This is a genomic window from Kitasatospora sp. NPDC002522 (assembly GCF_053595195.1).
Genome location: NZ_JBSFXE010000002.1, coordinates 122,515 through 139,798, shown reverse-complemented (window position 1 = coordinate 139,798; position 17,284 = coordinate 122,515). Strand labels below are relative to the sequence as shown.

At 73.5% G+C, this 17,284-nt stretch carries 13 protein-coding genes; 6 read left to right on the top strand and 7 right to left on the bottom strand.

Annotated features, from left to right (window positions below; genetic code table 11):
* Positions 1 to 60: 60 nt before the first annotated feature.
* Positions 61 to 267, top strand: a complete 207-nt coding sequence (locus tag ACWD4U_RS02290) for a hypothetical protein (protein ID WP_363449607.1) — start codon at positions 61 to 63, stop codon at positions 265 to 267.
* Between the two features lie 65 nt (positions 268 to 332).
* Here ACWD4U_RS02290 and ACWD4U_RS02285 read toward each other — a convergent pair whose 3' ends face one another.
* On the bottom strand, positions 333 to 1,319 hold the full coding sequence (locus ACWD4U_RS02285) for a helix-turn-helix transcriptional regulator (RefSeq protein WP_363449605.1): 987 nt from the start codon (positions 1,317 to 1,319) through the stop codon (positions 333 to 335).
* 130 nt (positions 1,320 to 1,449) lie between these two features.
* Here ACWD4U_RS02285 and ACWD4U_RS02280 point away from each other — a divergent pair, with 130 nt between their 5' ends.
* A complete protein-coding gene (locus ACWD4U_RS02280; protein WP_363449603.1) occupies positions 1,450 to 1,872 on the top strand; it encodes a VOC family protein in 423 nt (140 codons plus the stop codon).
* Between the two features lie 65 nt (positions 1,873 to 1,937).
* On the opposite strand, the gene ACWD4U_RS02275 is transcribed toward ACWD4U_RS02280, so the two are convergent.
* On the bottom strand, positions 1,938 to 8,168 hold the full coding sequence (locus ACWD4U_RS02275) for an RHS repeat domain-containing protein (protein ID WP_363449601.1): 6,231 nt from the start codon (positions 8,166 to 8,168) through the stop codon (positions 1,938 to 1,940).
* Positions 8,169 to 8,822: 654 nt separating this feature from the next.
* Here ACWD4U_RS02275 and ACWD4U_RS02270 point away from each other — a divergent pair.
* The gene (locus ACWD4U_RS02270; RefSeq protein ID WP_363449599.1) at positions 8,823 to 9,242 is read left to right on the top strand and encodes a TOBE domain-containing protein; all 420 of its coding nucleotides are present in this window, start codon (positions 8,823 to 8,825) and stop codon (positions 9,240 to 9,242) included.
* A gap of 20 nt (positions 9,243 to 9,262) precedes the next feature.
* On the opposite strand, the gene ACWD4U_RS02265 is transcribed toward ACWD4U_RS02270, so the two are convergent.
* Entirely contained in the window at positions 9,263 to 10,033 is a 771-nt protein-coding gene (locus ACWD4U_RS02265; protein WP_363449597.1) for an AraC family transcriptional regulator, read from the bottom strand.
* 168 nt (positions 10,034 to 10,201) lie between these two features.
* Here ACWD4U_RS02265 and ACWD4U_RS02260 point away from each other — a divergent pair, with 168 nt between their 5' ends.
* Positions 10,202 to 11,386 carry an MFS transporter gene (locus ACWD4U_RS02260; RefSeq protein ID WP_363449595.1) on the top strand — a complete coding sequence of 395 codons (1,185 nt, stop codon included), beginning with the start codon at positions 10,202 to 10,204 and terminating at the stop codon, positions 11,384 to 11,386.
* Here ACWD4U_RS02260 and ACWD4U_RS02255 read toward each other — a convergent pair.
* The 4 genes from ACWD4U_RS02255 to ACWD4U_RS02240 all read right to left on the bottom strand — a co-directional run bounded on the left by ACWD4U_RS02255 (position 11,370) and on the right by ACWD4U_RS02240 (position 14,267).
* A complete protein-coding gene (locus ACWD4U_RS02255) occupies positions 11,370 to 11,732 on the bottom strand; it encodes a nuclear transport factor 2 family protein (protein ID WP_363449593.1) in 363 nt (120 codons plus the stop codon). The two genes, ACWD4U_RS02260 and ACWD4U_RS02255, sit on opposite strands and share 17 nt — an antisense overlap.
* Complete coding sequence (locus ACWD4U_RS02250) at positions 11,729 to 12,205, bottom strand: nuclear transport factor 2 family protein (RefSeq protein ID WP_363449591.1); 477 nt, start codon at positions 12,203 to 12,205, stop codon at positions 11,729 to 11,731. The genes ACWD4U_RS02255 and ACWD4U_RS02250 overlap by 4 nt, the downstream gene beginning before the upstream one ends.
* Positions 12,206 to 12,351: 146 nt before the next feature.
* Positions 12,352 to 12,978: a TetR/AcrR family transcriptional regulator gene (locus ACWD4U_RS02245; RefSeq protein ID WP_363449589.1), complete on the bottom strand. Its 627-nt coding sequence runs from the start codon at positions 12,976 to 12,978 to the stop codon at positions 12,352 to 12,354.
* 56 nt (positions 12,979 to 13,034) lie between these two features.
* Positions 13,035 to 14,267 (bottom strand): MFS transporter, encoded by a 1,233-nt coding sequence (locus ACWD4U_RS02240; protein WP_363449587.1) that lies wholly within the window; start codon positions 14,265 to 14,267, stop codon positions 13,035 to 13,037.
* A gap of 71 nt (positions 14,268 to 14,338) precedes the next feature.
* On the opposite strand from ACWD4U_RS02240, the gene ACWD4U_RS02235 reads away from it, so the two are divergent.
* Positions 14,339 to 15,328: a GlxA family transcriptional regulator gene (locus ACWD4U_RS02235; RefSeq protein ID WP_363449585.1), complete on the top strand. Its 990-nt coding sequence runs from the start codon at positions 14,339 to 14,341 to the stop codon at positions 15,326 to 15,328.
* Between the two features lie 176 nt (positions 15,329 to 15,504).
* Positions 15,505 to 17,139 (top strand): D-alanyl-D-alanine carboxypeptidase/D-alanyl-D-alanine endopeptidase, encoded by a 1,635-nt coding sequence (gene dacB / locus ACWD4U_RS02230; RefSeq protein ID WP_363449583.1) that lies wholly within the window; start codon positions 15,505 to 15,507, stop codon positions 17,137 to 17,139.
* Positions 17,140 to 17,284: the final 145 nt, after the last annotated feature.

Sequence of the window (17,284 nt, the reverse complement as noted above, 5' to 3'; positions counted from 1 at the left end):
GAGTTCGAGCTCTACTCCCGAAGCGGCAGCGTTATCAACGGCAGTCTTCTGCTGCGGGGCGTGAATCGGGCGGCGTGCCCCGCGACCTCGATGGGCGGGGAGACGCGCTGTGCCGCCACCGGCACCTTCACCGACGACGCCACCGCCAAGACCGTCTCCCTCCCCCCGACCAGCGCACGCTACGTCCGGTTGCGCGCCCTCACCGAGGCCGGCAACCGCGGCCCGTGGACCTCCGCCGCCGACATCCGCGTCATCGGCACCACCTGACCGCCACCCGGAACCGACCGGCAACGAGGGGCACGCACCACCGCCGTGACCTCGAGGATCCCTCGTCAGCGCTGCCCTGCGGGACGGGCGGCGCGGGCGTAGCGGGCGGCCAAGTCCCGGAACGCGGCGGCCAGTTCGGGTGGGTCGAGGACTTCGATGTCGGCGTCGAAGCGGCCGATCGCGGCGGCGAGTCCGGTCCATGACCAGGAGCCGAGGATGAGCCGGCAGCGGTCGGGGCCGACGTCCACGACGATTCCGTCCTCGGCGAAGGGTGCGACGTGGGCGGCCGGGAGGTGGAGGATGACGTCGCCCGTGCACGGCCAGTCGGTGGTGGTGCCCTCGTTGCCGCGGAACCGGCTGGTGACGAAGGCGGAGACGGTGCCGCCGGGGAGGTCGCGCGGGGTGAAGCGGGGGCCGGTGGGGGTGCGGGGCCGGATGCGGTCGACGCGGAAGGTGCGCCAGTCCTCGCGGTGGAGGTCCCAGGCCACCAGGTACCAGCGATGACGCCAGGTGGCCAGGTGGTGGGGGTGCACCCGGCGCGCGTCACCGGCCGGGGTGCCCGGACCCGGGACGTAGTCGAAGCGCAGTTCCTCGCGGGCGTGGATGGCGCGGCTCAGCTCGATCAGGACCTGGGCGTCGACCCGGGGGGTGTCGCCGACCGCCTCGGGCGGTCGGACCGCGGTGACGCGCACCTGGTCGACGCGGTGGCGCAGGCGGGACGGCATGACCTGGCGGAGGGTGGCCAGCGCGCGGGCAGCGTCCTCGGCGACCGTGGTGCCGGCTGCCGCGGTCTGCAGCGCGACGGCCAGGGCGACGGCCTGCTCGTCGTCGAACAGCATGGGCGGCAGGTGCGTGCCGGCCTCCAGGCGGTAGCCGCCGGCGGGTCCTTTGACGGTCGTGATCGGGTAGTCGAGTTCGCGCAGGCGGTCGATGTCCCGGCGCACGGTGCGCGAGGTGATCCCGAGACGCTCGGCGAGATCGTCGCCGGACCAGGAACGGGGCGTCTGGAGGAGCGAGAGCAGCGCGAGCAGTCGGGCGGACGTCTTCTGCATGACACCCATCATCCCCGGAGTACCGGACACGTCCTGTCCTCTACTTTCGGCATCGTGGCACCCGAGCCGTCCGGGAGGCGCGACCCCCGGTCACGGCGCACACCTGTCACACCGAGGCGAGGAACGCATCATGTCCGTCACGACCACCACCCACCTGAACCTCCGGGGCACCGCACGGGAGGCGTTGGACTTCTACCAGTCCGTCTTCGGCGGGCGCACCGTCGCGGTCACCTACAAGGACGCGGGCGCCGTACGGAACGAGAGCGAGGCGGACTGGGTGATGTGGGGCGAGGTGGTCGGCCAGGACGGCTTCCACGTCATGGCCTACGACGTGCCCTCGCAGCTGCCCTGGAACCAGGGCGAGAACCCGTTCTTCGTCTCGGTGCGCGGGGACGACGCCGAGGAGATCAGCGCCCTCTGGGGCAGGCTCGCCGCGGGCTCGACCATCGTCAGCCCCCTGGAGCCCGCGCAGTGGGCGCCGCTGTACGGCATGCTCACCGACCGCTTCGGCGTCACCTGGGTGCTGGACGTCGCCGCGCCGTACACCGGCTGAACGCCTGCTGACGCGCGCACGGGGCGCAGGCTCGGGTGAGCCTGCGCCCCGTGCGGGCGTGGTCGCTATTGCTTGCAGGGGACCATCTTGACGCCGGTGTACGTGGTCTCGGCCGGCCAGAACGGGTTCGGGACGTCGCCGATGCCGTGCCAGCTGACCTGGAGTTCGCCTCCGGGGCGGCTCTGTTCGAGGTTGGCGACCTGGATGAGTTCGTCCTGGGTCGTGGAGATCATGATCGCGACTGCTCCGGCGCAGGCGATCATGGCTGCGGGGTTGGGGACCTTGCTGCAGATGAGGCCGGAGAGGGTGGCGGTCATCGAGGCGAGGCTGTTGGAGTTCTGCGACACGAACGCGGCGATCTGGGAGGTCTGTTGGGGGCTGAAGGTGTACCTGCAGATGCCGCCCGAGCAGTGGTAGCCGGGAGCGGGCATGCCCGTGACGGGGCCGGTGCCGTCGCATCCGCCCTGGCCGCTGAGGTCGCTGCTGTTCAGGGGGTCGCCGAAGCCGTAGACGTAGGCGTTGGCGCAGCCGCCCTGGATCGGGTCGACCGAGAGGAAGCGGCCCTCGGCCGGGTTGAGGGCGCGGGCACCCATGATGATGATGTCGCTCGCGGTGTCGGTGACCTTCCCCGCCGCCCCGTAGGCGCCGAGGCTGCCGCCGCCCGGGGTGTTGGCGAGGGCCGGGCCGCCGCCGATCGTCTGGCCCCACGGGTCGTACAGGACGGGGCCGCTCGTGCGGGTGCCCGAACTGTCCGCGGTGGTGATGAAGTTGCCGCGCAGGTCCGGGTAGGACCAGGTGGTGGCGCTCGCGGTGGCCGTGACGGAGACCCCGCCGGGCAGCGAGAAGAAGCCCGAGGTGACGTTCCCGAGGGCGTCGACGGTGCCGCCGGGTGAGTCGGCGAGGCCGGCGTACCAGTAGCCGGTGGTGGTGCCGCCGGTCTGCCGGGTGATGACGCGGTCGAGCGCGTCGTAGCGGTAGGTGGTCGCGGAGCCGCTCGCCGGGGTGGTGGTGGCGACCCGGTCGGCGGCGTCCCAGGTGAGTGTCGTGGTGCCGTCGTTGGTCTGGTTGCCGTGCGGGTCGTAGGCGTAGGCGCCCGGTCCTGCCGTGCCGTTGGCGAGGGTGCCGGTGAGCTGTTCGGCCCCGTTGTAGCAGTAGTCGGTCGTCTGCGCGGCCGCGGCGGCCGGGGTGACGGTGACCCGGGTGCGGTTGGTGTCCGCGCCGGCGCCGGGTGCCGAGCAGCCGTCGGCGGCCGGGTTGGCCGCGTAGCCGTAGTCGGCCACGGCCCCCGTCGCCAGGTAGGCGCGGGTCAGGCGGCCCGCGCCGTCGTAGCTGTAGTCCGTCGCGCCGGATCCGGCCGGGTTGGGGTTGGTCAGCGAGCTGCCGTTGATGTCCATCAGCTCGCTGGTGTAGCGGCCCGCCGGTGACATGGTGGCCTGGTCCCCGGCGACCATCGTGCCGGTGGGGGTCTTGAAGACCAGGCTGTTCTCGTGGCCGAGGGTGTCGAAGCCGATCGTCGCGGTGGTGCTGTTGGCGTAGGCGACGCTGGTCACCCGCCCGGCGACGTCGTAGCCGGGGGTGGCCAGCGTGGTCCCGTTCAGCGCGACGCCGGACAGCAGGCTGCTGTTGGCGTCGTAGCTCACGGTCAGCGTGCCCGCGGGGCTGGCCGTGCTGGTCACCCGGCCGGCCTGGTCGTAGGTGGTCCTGGTGGTCTTCCCCTGACCGTCGGTGTAGCTGATGGTGCGTCCGAGGAAGTCCGGCACGACGGTGATCGGGCCGCCGGGCGCGACGGAGTCGCTCACCGAGGAGACCAGCGGGTTGAGGAAGGTGCCGTAGCTGTAGCTGACGGTCCGTGCGGTGGTGCCGCCCGGGCCGGGCCAGGTCTGGCTGGTGGTCCGGCCGCGGCTGTCGTAGGCCGTGCACTGCCAGGGCTGGCTCGCGATGGCGTTGGCCGGTCCGGTGCGCACGCCCGCCTGGAGCCCGCCGGCCGTGTAGACGAACTGGCGGGCCCGGGGCTGTCCGCTCCCGCCGGGCGCGGGGTCGGTCACGCTCTGCAGCAGTCCGCCCTGCGGGGTGCCGGCGGCCACGCCGCAGGCCGCGGCGAGGGGGCCGTCGGTGCCGCCGTAGTAGGCGTAGGTGGTGCTCGCGCCGGACGGCAGCGTGGTCGAGGTGCGGCGCAGGAAGCCCGACCCGGGTGCTTCGTACGTGGTCCGGGTGGTCAGCGCCAGCCCGTTCGGGTCGCTGGTCAGCGCGGTGGGCAGGCCGAGTTCGGGCCCGACGACACCGTCCGCGTACTGGGTCCGCACGACCTTGCCGTCCGGGTCGGTGGAGCTGGTGAGCATGCCGTAGTTCGGGCTCAGCACCGAGTCGGGGACGACCGGCAGTGTGGTCGCGCCGTGCGCGCCGTAGAACACGCCGAACTCGCTGAGCTGGCCGGCGTTTCCGGTGAAGTCGACCGCGATGAAGTGGGTCCCTGCCGTGAGCGTCGCGGTCCCGACCGCGGAGTTGACCTGGCCCGGCGTGTACCCGGGGTGGCTCGCCGGATTGTCCTGCACGACGAGGACCCCGTCGATGGTCAGCCTGACGGGCTGGCTGTCCTTGACCTTGAAGTCGTAGGCCTGCGCCGTGCCGAGGGTGATCCGGCCGGTCAGCCGCAGGCCCCAGTTGCTCGCGGAGTCGACGGTGACGGGCGCCGTGCCGGCGGTCCACTGGGTGCAGAGCACGCCGCCGCTCGTCCCGCAGAACGCGGTGGGTTCGGTCCCGCCGGCGCCGGTGCCGTGCAGCGCGGCCGCGCCGGCGAGTTGGCCGTTGGACCAGTAGGTCGCGGCCAGGCCGGTGACCCCCTCGTCGTAGGCCATGTGGGTGTGCGGCACGTTGGTCAGGCAGCCGGAGGTGAGCGGCGGGTTGGCGACCGGGAGGTAGCCGACGAACGGCGTCCCCGGCGAACCGGTACCGGCCGGCCAGGCGCCGCCGTAGCACGCCGCGGGGGCCGGGCCGTACCGGTCGACGATGTTGCCGTTGGAGTCGTAGACCAGGCTGACCTGCTTGCCGCCCGCGTCGATGCTGGCCACGGGCCGGTCGGCGCCGTCGAAGGCGGTGTTCTCAGCGTGGTTGCCGGAGTCGAGGTGCTTGGTGATGCGGCCCTGGCTGTCGTAGAGGTACTGCTTCGCGTAGCCGGCGGACGGGCTGAAGCCGGCGATCGCCATCCGGGTGCTGCCGGCGGCGTAGCTGTAGGTGCGCACCGGTTGGGGCGCGCCGCCGGTGATCCCGAGCTGACTGGGGGTCACCACCGGCTGGGTGACGGACGCGACGCGGCCCTGGGCGTCATAGCTGAACGTGGTGTCCAGCTGGCAGCCCTGACCGGGCGGGCCCTGGCAGTTCTGGGGTTCCCACGGGCCCTCGCCGTCGTACGAGGCGTAGGTGGTGAACTCGCTGTTCAGCGGGTCGCGGAGGGAGTTCAGCCGGTTGTCGCTGTCGTAGCCGAACTGGGTCAGCACCAGCCCCGGGGCCCACACGAACGACAGCTGGCCGCCGCTGTTGTAGGAGAACGTGGCGATGGTTCCGTCCCAGTAGGAGATCCGGCACAGCATGCCCACGACGATGCCGGAGTTGGTGCAGACGGGGTCGCCGCCGTAGAAGAGGTGGATGGTGCGCGCGGAGACCGGGTCGGTGATCGCGGTCAGCACCGCGGGGGTGCCGCTGTAGGTGTACTGCAGCGAGGCGGGGTGCCGGTCGTCGGTCGCCGTGGTCATCGACGCCAGGGAGCCGTCGGGGTTGAAGGTGTAGATGGCGCCGCTGGTGGACAGTTGGAGCCGGCCGTCGCCGTTCACGCCGAGGAAGTCGTTGCTGCCGGGCGGCGACTGGTACCCGCCGCCGGCGGTCCTGGTGAACGTCGCGGTGTCGCCGCTGGTCGCCGTCAGCACCACCTGGCTGCCCTGGTCGTCGGCCCGCGTCCAGCCGGCGCTGCCCGGGGCCGCGGTCAGCCGCCAGCCCGGGGGCAGGCCCGTGGCGGCCGGGGTGAGCCAGTTGCTGGGGACGGTGAACGCGGACTGCACGCCCGGGTCGGTGATGTCGGTGTCCTTCGCCCACAGCTGCACCTGGCGGCCGCGGGCGAAGTTCTCCCAGTAGTCGACCTCGACGGTGTACTGCTGCCCGCCGGCCACCGAGGCGGAGCCGAAGCTCGCGCCGTTCCCGGTAGCCGCCCCTGACCAGTCGTCATAGACCGGCGTGGCGCCGCCGTTCAGGTAGACGCGCATCCCGCCGCCGGTCAGGCCGCCCAGCACCCAGTGGCCCGCCGGCAGGGTCAGCGCACCCGTCCAGCGGACGAGGAACGGCTTCCCGAGCTCCAGCCCGCCCACCGGCGGGACGTCAGAACTCCAGGTCGCGTTGACGCCGGAGTCGGTGCGCTGCCCGAGCGGCGCCCCGCTGAAGGCGTGGCTGCCGCCGGTGTCCGGGAAGTACTGGCCGGTGAGCCCGTAGTTGCCGCCCTTGGCCAGCGAGGCGGTGGTGGAGTTGTACTCCAGCGCGGGTCCCGCGTTCCCGGACGCGGTGGCCAGGCTGTGCAGGGTCTGGATCACCGAGAGGTTGCCGGTGACCATGTTGACGGTCTCGCTGCCCGCGGACAGGCCGATGCTCGGTGCGCCCTGGCCGGGCACGGTCGTGCCCTGCGGCGGCGAACCGACGGTGTCGACCGGCGACGGCCCGCCGGAGTCGAGTCGCTGCTTGATCTGGAAGCCGACCGGCGCCCGCGGCGCGACGGGCGGCACGTAGCTCGGGTCGGAGGTGTACCACTGCTGGGTGATGGCGTCGCGGACGGTCGCCCAGTACGTGACACCGTCGTGCAGACTGCCCGGCGGCACCGTCCAGGTCGGATCGTCCAGCCAGCTGGAGTCGATGACCGTGCCGCTGCCGTCCGGGGACGTCGAGATCCGGAAGTCGTAGATCGGCGCCCACGGGGACCCTGACGGCGCCTCACCGGTCACCGGCGCCGCGGAGAGCGTCGGGGTGGTGGTCGACAGGACGCTGCCGTTGGCGGGTGCCGTGATCGTCGTGGGCGGCGGCTGCTCGATGTAGTAGAAGCTGGCGTAGGTGTTGGCCGGGTCGAAGGTGGCCAGCGGGTCGCCCGCCATCACCACCGAGCTCGCCTGGACCCCGAACCACCAGCCGTCCGTCCGGGAGGCCATGTACTGGTGCAGCGCGGCGTTGTTCTCGGCGCTGCCCCCGCCCGACACCAGACCGACGCCGTCGGGGGACGAGTCGGCCTTGATCAACTGGCCGGCCGCGATGTCGGCGTAGCTCGGCGAGCCGTTGGGCGCGGTGGACAGCCCGGTCACCCGCAGCCCCTGGATCCCGCACGGGCCGTTGCAGTGGGAGATCATGCCCTGGGTGGAGAGCTGCCACGGTCCCGCGCCCACGACGGGCGCCGGCAGGGTGGGAGCGGGCACGAAGAACGCGTCCCGCCACACCTGGCCGTTGGAGTCCGTGCCCATCTGCAGCTGCCCGGTGAGCGCCCCGCCCCGGTCGCCGACGCTGACCATCTTCGTCTGGGAGTTCGTGCCGCTGAACGTCGGGTCGATCACCACCGGGAACGCGGACGCCGGCAGGCCGGCCAGCCAGGACGGCGACACCGACACGTGGATCACGTCGCCGGTGACGGTGAGCCGGGCGTCGGCGCCCGCGGCCAGGCCTGGGGTGTGGGTGCTGACCGTGACCGGCGGGATGACGCCCACCACGTGCCCGTCGGCCAGCACGTCCGCGCCGCCCGCGTCGTTCACCCGCGCGGTGGCGCCGGTCAGCCGGAACGCGTAGCCGGCCGGGGCGGTCGGCGCGGACAGCACGATGTCTTCCTTCACCGATGTCGCCGACACCTGGTCCCGCAGGTCGGCGTGGGGCCACAGGTCGGCGTAGGTGGCGGTGGAGTCCGTCACCCGCGGTGCCGGCGAGGACTGGTGGGCGATCCCCAGCGGGGTGAAGCCGATCCTCGCCGAGCCGATCGTGAGCTGCTCGAAGCCGTCGGCGGCATCGGCCGGCCCGAACGACGCCTGCCAGCTGTTGGCCGACGAGGTCCACCAACCCGGCTTGTCCGGCACGTCCTTCAGCTCGGTGCTGATCGGCTGCCAGCCCGACCCGGTCCGGTAGTACTGCGGTCCCAGGTACTGGCGTACCGAGATCGAGCCGTCGGAGTTCCGCCAGGTGGACGAGTTCGCCGTCCGGGCGCCCACCAGCTCACTGACCGCTGCCGGCGCCGGATCGGCCGCCCGGGTCGCGCCACCGGGCAGCTTCAGATCGGGGTGCTTCAACGGGCTGGCGTACAGCGCTTTCGGCTCGTGCCGCACCGGGTCCCGATGCGGGGCAGGGGATGCGGTGGCACCGTACGCTGCGCCGGCCACGGCTAACGAAGCCGTCATCACGGCGGAAACGAGAAGACTGACGTACCTTCGTGGACCGCGCATGACCGTACCCCTCGTCGTGTCGCGACGCGAGCACGTCATGGCCCGCCGGGCACGAACGTGACCCTCTCAGGCGTCGCGGTCCGATCGGCCCGATGAAGGACGGACATCGTGGAGATGAAGGAGCGAGCGGTGCGCGCCGTTGACGAAGGTGGCGAGCAGGCGGGTGAACTCGGTTGCCGTGTGGGCGAGTTCCGGGTGCCCGGTCACGCCGCGTCCCAGGCTGAACGGGGAATGCACGAGCAGGCCCGCCCCACCGGAGCATGGCCGTGTGACGGCTTTCGCCCCGGTTGAGGGGGCCGAGTGCCGGTGCTCTGATGCAGGTGTCACACCCGCCCGAAGGGAGTCACCGCTCCGGCCTGGCGGCTGCCCGGCGGCGCGCCGATGGCTGTGACCTGCGGTCCTGCCCGGCTACGGTGGAGGCACGACCGAACCCCACGGACCGAACCCCCACGACCGAACGCCGTCGCAGCGTCCGACGGCCGGAGACCCGAGGTGTGCGTCATGAGCCTGAGCATCCGCAACCAGCTGTCCGGCACCGTCACCTCGGTGACCGAGGGCGAGGTCACGGCGACCGTGAAGGTCCGGCTGGACGGCGGCCGCGAGCTGACCGCGGCGATCACCCGGGACGCGGTCAAGGACCTCGGGCTGCACGAGGGCAGCGCCGTCCGGGCACTGGTGAAGTCCACCGAGGTCGCCCTCGCGACCGGGCCGGTGGACGGTCTGAGCATCCGCAACCAGCTTCCGGGCACCGTCACCGCGGTCTCCACCGGCGCCGCGATGGCCGGCGTCAAGGTCATCGTCGACGGCGGCGAGCTGACCGCGGCGATCACCGCCGACGCCTGTGCCGACCTCCGACTCGCCGAGGGCGCCCCGGTGGTGGCGCTGATCAAGTCGACCGAGGTCTCGCTCGCCACCGCCTGAGCCGGGCGACCCGACCGCGGTCAGCCGAAGTAGCCGCTGGGCGTGACACCGAGGGTGCGACGGAACATCGCGCTGAACGCGCTCGGCGTCGCGTAGCCGAGGTCGGCGGCGACGGAGCTGACCGGGGTGGCGCGGGCGAGCAGGATCACCGCGTGCAGCAGGCGGGCCTGCTGCACCCAGAGGGCGAGCGTCATGCCGGTCGCCCGGGGGAAGCGGCGCTGCAGGGTGCGCGCGCTGAGGTGGGTGTGGGCCGCGGCGGCGGCGGTGCTCCACTCCGCGCCCGGGTCGGCCCGGATGGCGGCGCAGAGCCGCTCCAGGTCCGGGTCGGTGGGGACGGGCAGGTGCAGGGCGGGCACCGGATGCGGCTCCAGTTCGAGCAGCAGCAGGTCCATCAGCCGCCCGTCCCGCCCGTCCGGGTCGTACTCCAGGGGGACGCGGGTGGCGGCCTCGATCAGTTCGCGCAGCAGCGGGGAGACCGAGACGACGGTGGGTTCGCCGGGCGGATTGGGCGCGGCCCGCGGTTCGACGTAGAGGGTGCGCATCCGGACCCGACCGGTGCAGGTCATCGCGTGCTCGGTCCGCGGCGGCACCCAGACGCCGCGGGTCGCGGGGACCACCCAGCTGCCCCGGTCGGTGACCACCGTGATGACCCCGCTGGTGCCGTAGATCAGCTGGGCGCGGCGGTGCCGGTGCGGCGGGATGTGGTGACCGTCCGGGAGGTCGCGCGCCATCGCGGCCAGCGGCCTCGGGACGTGCTGGTAGTCCTCGCGGTCCTCGCTCTTGCCATGCATTGGCGCACTCTCGACAGTCTCGGGCGTTCCCGCGACAGCATGCCAGAAGCGGTCTGCCTAGCGTGGCCTGACGTGATCGACTCCGCTCTCCCCCACGCTGCCCGCGCTCAGAACCGAGTCCAGAACCGGCCCCAGAACCGGGCCCGGGCCCGGGCCCGGGCTCGGGCCGTGCCGACCGCACTGCTCGCCGCCGCCTCGGCGGTCACCGGCGCGAACGTCTACCTGAGCCAGCCGCTGCTCGGCGCCGCCGCCCGGGACCTGCACCGCACCCCCGCCCTGCTGGGCGCCGTCCCCACCGCCACCCAGCTCGGCTTCGCCGTCGGGATCGCGCTGCTCGTCCCGGCCGGCGACTGCGTCGACCGGCGGCGGCTCGTGTGCGCGCTCGGCGCGGCCGCCTCGGTGGCGCTGGCCGGCTGCGCGCTGGCTCCCGGGACGGCCTGGCTGGCCGCTGCCGGGTTCGTGCTGGGCCTGGTCTCCCCGGTGCCGCAGTTGGTCGCACCGCTCGCCGTGGCGCTGGCCGGCGAACGGGCGGCGGGGCGGACCGTGGGCGTCGTCCAGGCCGGACTGCTGGTCGGGGTGCTGGGCGCCCGGACGTACGCGGGGGCGCTGGCCTCGGCCGCCGGGTGGCGTGCGGTGTTCTGGTGCTCCTGCGCGCTCACACTCCTGCTGACGCTGGTGCTGCGACGGGCGCTGCCGGCCCTCCCGCCGGTCGGGACGGTCCGCTACCGCGCCGCGCTGGCCTCGCTGCCCCGGCTGTTCGCGGCCGATCCGCTGGTCCGGCGGGTGACCGCGTCCGGCGCCCTGGTCGGCGTCTCCTTCGGCACCTTCTGGACGGCGCTGACCCTGCTGCTCGACCGGCACTACCGCTTCGGCTCCACCGCGGTGGGCCTGTTCGGGCTGGTCGCGGCGGTGAGCGCACTGCTCTCGCCGGCGGCGGGACGGCTCGCGGATCGGTTGGGCGCCCGACGCGGACCGGCCGCGCTGGTGGCGGCGGTGCTCGCGGGGTGGGCGTTGCTGCTGCCGGGCGGCGGCTCCCTCGGCTGGCTGGTCGCGGGCACGGTGGCGCTGGACGTGGCCACCTGGGGCAACCAAGTGGCGTGCCAGAGCGCCCTGTTCACCCTGGACCGGAGTGCGCACAACCGCCTGAACACCTGTTACTTCACCCTGCGCTTCGCCGGCATCGCCGTCGGCTCGGTGGCCGGCTCGCTGGCGTGGGCGCGGGCCGGCTGGCCGGCCGTGGTCGCGGTGGGTGCGGCCGCGGCGACGGCGGCGGTGGTCCTGACGGTCGGTCAGTCCCGTACGCCGTCGCGCCCGTCGGCGACCGCGCGCCGCGGCCTCAGGGGGTCTTCGTGATGATCGTGTAGAGCTCGGCGATGCGGCCGTTCTCGACCCGGGCGATGTCCATCCCGCCGATCAGGGGCGGCTGCCCGGGCGGGCCGTAGTGGAAGCCGAGGTGGCCGAGGTCGTCGAGCTCCGCGGCCGGTCCGTCCGGGTGGAAGACCCAATCCGGGTTCTCCGCGCGGACCTCCTCGGCGCGGCGGGCGAGTTCGGCCCGGCCCCGATTGATGCGGTCCGGTTCGTGCCAGACCACGTCCTCGGCGTAGTGCTCGGCGATGGCCGCCGCCCGGCGGTCCCGATCGGGTTCGTTGAAGACGTCGAGGAGGTTGACGCGCATCAGGTCGGCGGGGGATCCGGTCATGACGGACTCTTCGCCGCCGCCGGCTCGGCCGCCACGGCGGCGGCGAAGTCCGGCTGGACGCCCAGTTGGGCGAGCATCACGCTGAGGCCGACGTAGCAGTTGAACTCCTTGATCCGGCCGTTCTCGACGTACCAGAAGTCGGCGGTCGGGATGCTCAGCCGGGCGCCGGTGGGCCGGACCACCCCGGCCGGTGTCTCGAACGGCCCGGTGAAGGTGCCCTCGATGGTCAGCTCGACGGCGACCACGTCGCCCATGACGTGGACCCGGTGGAGCTCGCGGTGGACGTCCGGCGCGAGGGCGCCCATGAAGGCGACCAGGTCGCCCAGGTGCTCGCCGCGGTAGGTCTCCCCCGCGACCACGTTGTCGAACACGCCGTCCTCGGTGAACAGGTCCATGAACCCCTGGACGTCCAGCACGTCGCCCTCGGCCGCCCGGTAGGCCGCCCGCACCAGGGCCTCCGCATCGGTGGTCATCGCACTCTCCCCTTCCTGCGAACTCCCGCAAAGGAAATCAAACGCTTGCTTTAAATTGTGCGCGCGACTCGGTGCTTGTCAAGCGATCGTTTGACTTTCGCGGCCCGTGCCAGGTCAGGCCCGTGCCAAGCCAAGCCCGCGACGGGTCAGTCCGCGACGCCGCGGAGCGCGCCCGCCACCACCGGGACGAGCACCCGCTCGACCTCCGCCACCGGGAGGGCGGCCAGCTCGGTGCCGATCGGCGCCAGGGCGAGCCAGTTCAGCAGGCCTGCCGCGCAGCGGGTGCGGAAGACCAGTTCCTCCTCGCCGACCCCGGGCAGGCGGGCCGCGAGCACCCCGACGGCCTCCCGGCGGGTCCGGTCGAACTTGCCGGCCAGCCGCTGCCAGCCCTCCGGCGGGTCGATCCCGACCCGCGCCACGGTCCGGATGACGGCCAGCTCGTGGCCGCCGGCCGAGATCGCCCGCACCATCGGGCCCGCGAAGGCGGCGGCCAGCTCGGTGAGCGTCGCGTCGGAGTCGAGCGGGGCGAGGGCCCGGATCTGCGCGTCCAGGTACCGCTCCAGCGCGTACTCGACCGCCGCGTCGCACAGGACCTTCAGCGAGCCGAAGTGGTAGCTCACCGCGGCCACGTTCGCCCCGGCCCGCTCGGTGATCTCACGCAGCGTCACGCCGTCCCGGCCGCGCTGCGCCAGCAGCTCCAGGGCAGCCGCCAGCAGGCCGTCCCGGGTGCGCTGGCCGGCCTCGCGGCGCTGGTCGGTGCGTTCTGTCGCCATGGGGAAACTCAAACAGGCGTTTTACTTCCGCGTCAAGGAGGGCCGGACCGGGGACCTCACGACGGCCTCGCCGTGCGGCGCAGGGTGCGGATCGCGGGGACGGCGAGCAGGGCGGCGCTGCCGGTGAGGGCGGCGGCGGTGGAGAGCAGAAGCAGGTGGCGGGGGGAGGCGAGGGCGGTGGCGGGGCCGACGAGGAGTTGGCCGAGGGTGATGCCGGCGATGGAGCCGGCGAGTTCATAGGCGGAGACCCGGTTGAGGACGGCGGGCGGGGTGTGGGTCTGGACGGTGGTGGCCCACATGACGGACCAGAAGGCGAGGCCCGCGCCGCCGAGCAGGTGGCCGGCGAGGAGGGCGGGGAGGCCGTGGGCGAGGGCGGCGGAGAGCGGGAGGGCGGTGTAGAGGGCCATCGCTGCGGCGCCCGCGGCGAGCGGGCGGGACGGGCGGACGCGGAGGGCCAGGACGCCGCCGAGGACGGTGCCGAGGCCGAGGGAGGAGACCGCCAGGCCGTACGCGTCCGGGCCGAGGCGGCTGCCGATCACGGCGGAGCCGAGCGGGACGAGCGGGCCGAAGACCAGCATCCCGAAGCCGATCCAGATCAGGATGACCGACCACATCCAGGCCCGGGCGCGGAACTCGTGCCAGCCCTGCCGCAGTTCGCGCCGCAGTGAACTTCCGCCGGTGGCGCGGGAGTCGGAGAGCCGCAGCAGCGCCAGGCAGAGCGCGCTGAGCAGGAAGGTGGCGGCGTCGACGGCGTACACGGTGCCGGCCGCGGCCAGGGTGATCAGCAGGCCGGCCAGGGCCGGGCCGAGGAGTTGGGCGAGGGCGTCGGCGACCTTGAGGGTGGCGTTGGCGCGCTGGGGGTCGCGGGTGACCAGCGGGACCATGCCGTTGACCCCGGGCAGGAACATCGCGACGGCCGCGCCGGCCAGCGAGGCCATGGCGAGCAGCAGCCACAGCGGCGGCGGTCCGGCGAGGAACGCGGCGGCCAGGACGCCCTGGGTGAGCACCCGGACGAGGTCCGCGCCGACCATCATCCGGCGGGCGCCGAACCGGTCGGCGAGCACCCCGCCGACGAGCACCAGGAGGACGAAGGTGCCGGTCCAGGTGCCGAGGACGAGGCCGACCCCGGAGACGCCGTAGAGCGCGCCGACGGCGAGCGCGGCGGCCACCGGCATCATCGCGTCGCCGAACAGCGAGACGGTGCGGGCGGTGAAGAAGAGGGTGAACTGGCGGTCCCACAGACGAACTGGGGAGGCCGTCGGGCGGGGAGCGGTCGGTGCGGTGGTCACCCGGCCGATACTGGTATGGACCAATCCGCCGTCCCAGTGTCGTGAATGACGCGAGGAGGTACTTTCCCGCCATGACGACCCGTCCGCTGCCGAAGTCCGCATTGCCGTCCGCATCGCCGCACCGGGTGGTGGCACTGGTGGGGGCGCCGCAGTCGGCCTTCCTGCTCGCCTGCGCGAGCGAGGTGTTCGGCGACCACGGACCGGCGATCCCGGCGCGGTACGCGTTCGAGGTGTGCGTCGAGCAGCCGGGCCCGGTGCGTACCCGGGCCGGCTACGAGGTGCTGGTGACGGCGGGTCTGGAGGCGCTGGAGCGGGCGGACACGGTGGTGGTGCCCGGGTGGGAGAAGGACGTCTCGCCGGAGGTGGTGGCCGCGGTCCGCCGCGCGCACGGGCGCGGGGCGCGGATCGTCGGGCTCTGCACGGGCGCCTGGGTACCGGCCGCCGCCGGGCTGTTGGACGATCGGCGGGCCGCCACGCACTGGGCGTGGGCGGCCGCGCTGGCCTCCGGCTTCCCCCGGGTCCGGGTCGATCCGGCGGTGCTGTACGTGCACCACGGGGACGTCGCCACCAGCGCCGGTTCGGCGGCCGCGCTGGACCTCTGCCTGCACCTGGTCAGCGCCGACCAGGGCTCGGCGTACGCACTGCGGGTCGCCCGGCAGTTGGTGATGCCGCCGCACCGGGAGGGCTGCCAGTTGCAGTACGCCGAACTGCCCACCTCCGGGCCGGTCGCCGACTCCCTGGCGCCGCTGCTGCAGTGGCTGGGCGAGCGGCTCGACCAGCCGGTCAGCGTCGAGGAGATGGCGCTCCGTGCGCGGGTCTCGGCCCGGACGCTGAACCGGCGCTTCACCGAGCAACTGGGCATCAGCCCCGGGCGCTGGCTGCTGGACCGGCGGATCGCCGCCACCCGTGCCCTGTTGGAGGAGACCGACCTCCCCGTGGAGGCCATCGCCCACCGGGTCGGCCTCTCCTCCGCGGTCAACCTCCGCCGCCGCTTCCACGAGGCGCTGCGCACCACCCCGGCCGCGTACCGCCGGGCCTTCCGCGCGGCTCGGACGGACTGACGCGCGAGTTCTTCGTGGACGGATGCAACCCTGCCGGGCGCTGCGGCGTCATCGGAGTGGGACGGCTGCCCGGAAACGAAGATCAACTGACGGTGCGTCAGATGGTAATGTACAGGCCAAACGGGGGCGTGGGGTGAGGTCGCGCGCCCTCGCCGCACCCGAACCCTGGAGCACCTGTGCCCGCACGCCTCTACCGCCGCGGCCTGCCGCTGGCGGCCGCCGTGATCGCCGTCTCCCTGCTGGCCGGTTCCGCGCAGGCGGACAACCCGCCGCCGGTGGACGCCGCGCTGACGGCGGACCTCGACGCCCTGCTGGGGGACGCCCGACTGGCCAACGCCCAGGCGGGCGTCGAGGTCCTGGACGCCCAGAGCGGGCAGGTGCTGTACGCGCGGCAGCCCGGGGCGCTGCTCACCCCGGCGTCCACGATGAAGACGGTGACCTCCACCGCGGCGCTCGAACTGCTGGGCACGGACTACCGGTTCAGCACCGAGGTGCGCAGCACCGGCACCACGTACGGCGGGACGCTGGTGGGCGACCTGGTGCTGCGCGGTGGCGGCGACCCGAGCCTGCTGGTGCAGGACCTGGACGACCTGGCGGCGAAGGTGGCCGCGTCCGGGGTCACCACGGTGACCGGGCGGGTGCTCGCGGACGGCAGCCGGTACGACCGGACGCCGCTGGGGCCGGGCTGGGCGTGGGACGACGAGCAGTACTCGTACAGCCCGCAGATATCCGGGCTGACGGTGGCCGGCGACGCCGAGTACACCATGGACACCGTGCAGGTGACGGTCACTCCGGGGGCGGCGGGCGAGAACGCCAAGGTCGCGCTGGTGCCCGCCGAGGCGCCGATGAAGTTCACCGGGACCGTCGCCACCGGCGCGGCCGGCAGCGGCACCAGCGCCGATGTCGAACGGCGGCGCGGGGAAAACGAGTTGGCGCTGTCCGGCAGCATCGCGGCGGGCGCCGCCCCGGCCACCTTCTGGGTGACGGTGGAGGACCCGGCGACGTACGCCGGCAAGGTGTTCGCGGGCGCGCTGGCCCGGCACGGGGTGAAGGTGGTGCGCGGGGTGCAGTCCGCGACCGGCTCGGAGACCTCGCAGCCGCTGGTGTCGCACGACTCGAAGACGCTCGGCGAGCTGATCGTCCCGATGCTGAAGCTCAGCAACAACGGCATCGCCGAGCACCTGACCAAGGAGATCGGCAAGGCCAAGGGCGGCCGGGGCGACTGGTCGACCGGCATCGCCCAGATCAAGGGCTTCCTGAAGGCCAACGGCCTGGAGAGCCCGGGCGGGCGGCAGGTCGACGGCTCCGGCCTGTCCCGCTACGACCTGATCACCCCGGCGAAGATGGCCGGCCTGCTCAAGCTCGCCCAGGACAAGCCGTGGTTCAGCGCCTGGTACAACGCGCTGCCGGTGGCGGGCAACCCGGACCGGATGACCGGCGGCACGCTGGCCGCCCGGATGCGCGGCACCAAGGCCGAGAACAACGTGCACGCCAAGAGCGGCTCGATGAGCGGCGTCGACAACCTGGTCGGCTACGCCACCGCCCCGGACGGCCGCAAGCTGGTCTTCGCGGTGATGGTCAGCAACTTCGCCGGCACCAGCCCGCGTCCGATCATCGACGCCATCGCCGTCCGCCTCGCCACCGGCCCGGCCGCGACCGCCGCCCCGAGCGCCCCGGCCGCCCCGGCGCTCAAGGCCCCGAAGTCGCTGAACGCCCCCGCCGCCACCGGTGACCAGGCCGCCGCCGACGCCCCGTCGGCCGTCGAGGGCGGGACCCGCTGGGAGGACTGCGAGCTGGTCGGCCGCTGCTGACGACCCGTCGGTGACCCGGGCCCCGTCGCGCTCCGCAGGGAGGCGGCGGGGCCCGCGTCGTTCCGGCCGGACGTCGCCTCCGTTCCCGTCGGGCGCCCTACCGCCCGCACCCGGGCGGCTGGCGGCGCGCCCGTTCCTGACCGGC

Excerpts from the sequence above, each read along its gene's own strand:
- ACWD4U_RS02280 (WP_363449603.1), top strand. The coding sequence starts at position 1,450 with ATGTCCGTCACGACCACCACCCACCTGAACCTCCGGGGCACCGCACGG.
- ACWD4U_RS02235 (WP_363449585.1), top strand. The coding sequence starts at position 14,339 with ATGACGACCCGTCCGCTGCCGAAGTCCGCATTGCCGTCCGCATCGCCG.
- ACWD4U_RS02285 (WP_363449605.1), bottom strand. The coding sequence starts at position 1,319 with ATGCAGAAGACGTCCGCCCGACTGCTCGCGCTGCTCTCGCTCCTCCAG.
- ACWD4U_RS02255 (WP_363449593.1), bottom strand. The coding sequence starts at position 11,732 with ATGACCGGATCCCCCGCCGACCTGATGCGCGTCAACCTCCTCGACGTC.
- ACWD4U_RS02270 (WP_363449599.1), top strand. The coding sequence starts at position 8,823 with ATGAGCCTGAGCATCCGCAACCAGCTGTCCGGCACCGTCACCTCGGTG.
- ACWD4U_RS02250 (WP_363449591.1), bottom strand. The coding sequence starts at position 12,205 with ATGACCACCGATGCGGAGGCCCTGGTGCGGGCGGCCTACCGGGCGGCC.
- ACWD4U_RS02245 (WP_363449589.1), bottom strand. The coding sequence starts at position 12,978 with ATGGCGACAGAACGCACCGACCAGCGCCGCGAGGCCGGCCAGCGCACC.
- ACWD4U_RS02265 (WP_363449597.1), bottom strand. The coding sequence starts at position 10,033 with ATGCATGGCAAGAGCGAGGACCGCGAGGACTACCAGCACGTCCCGAGG.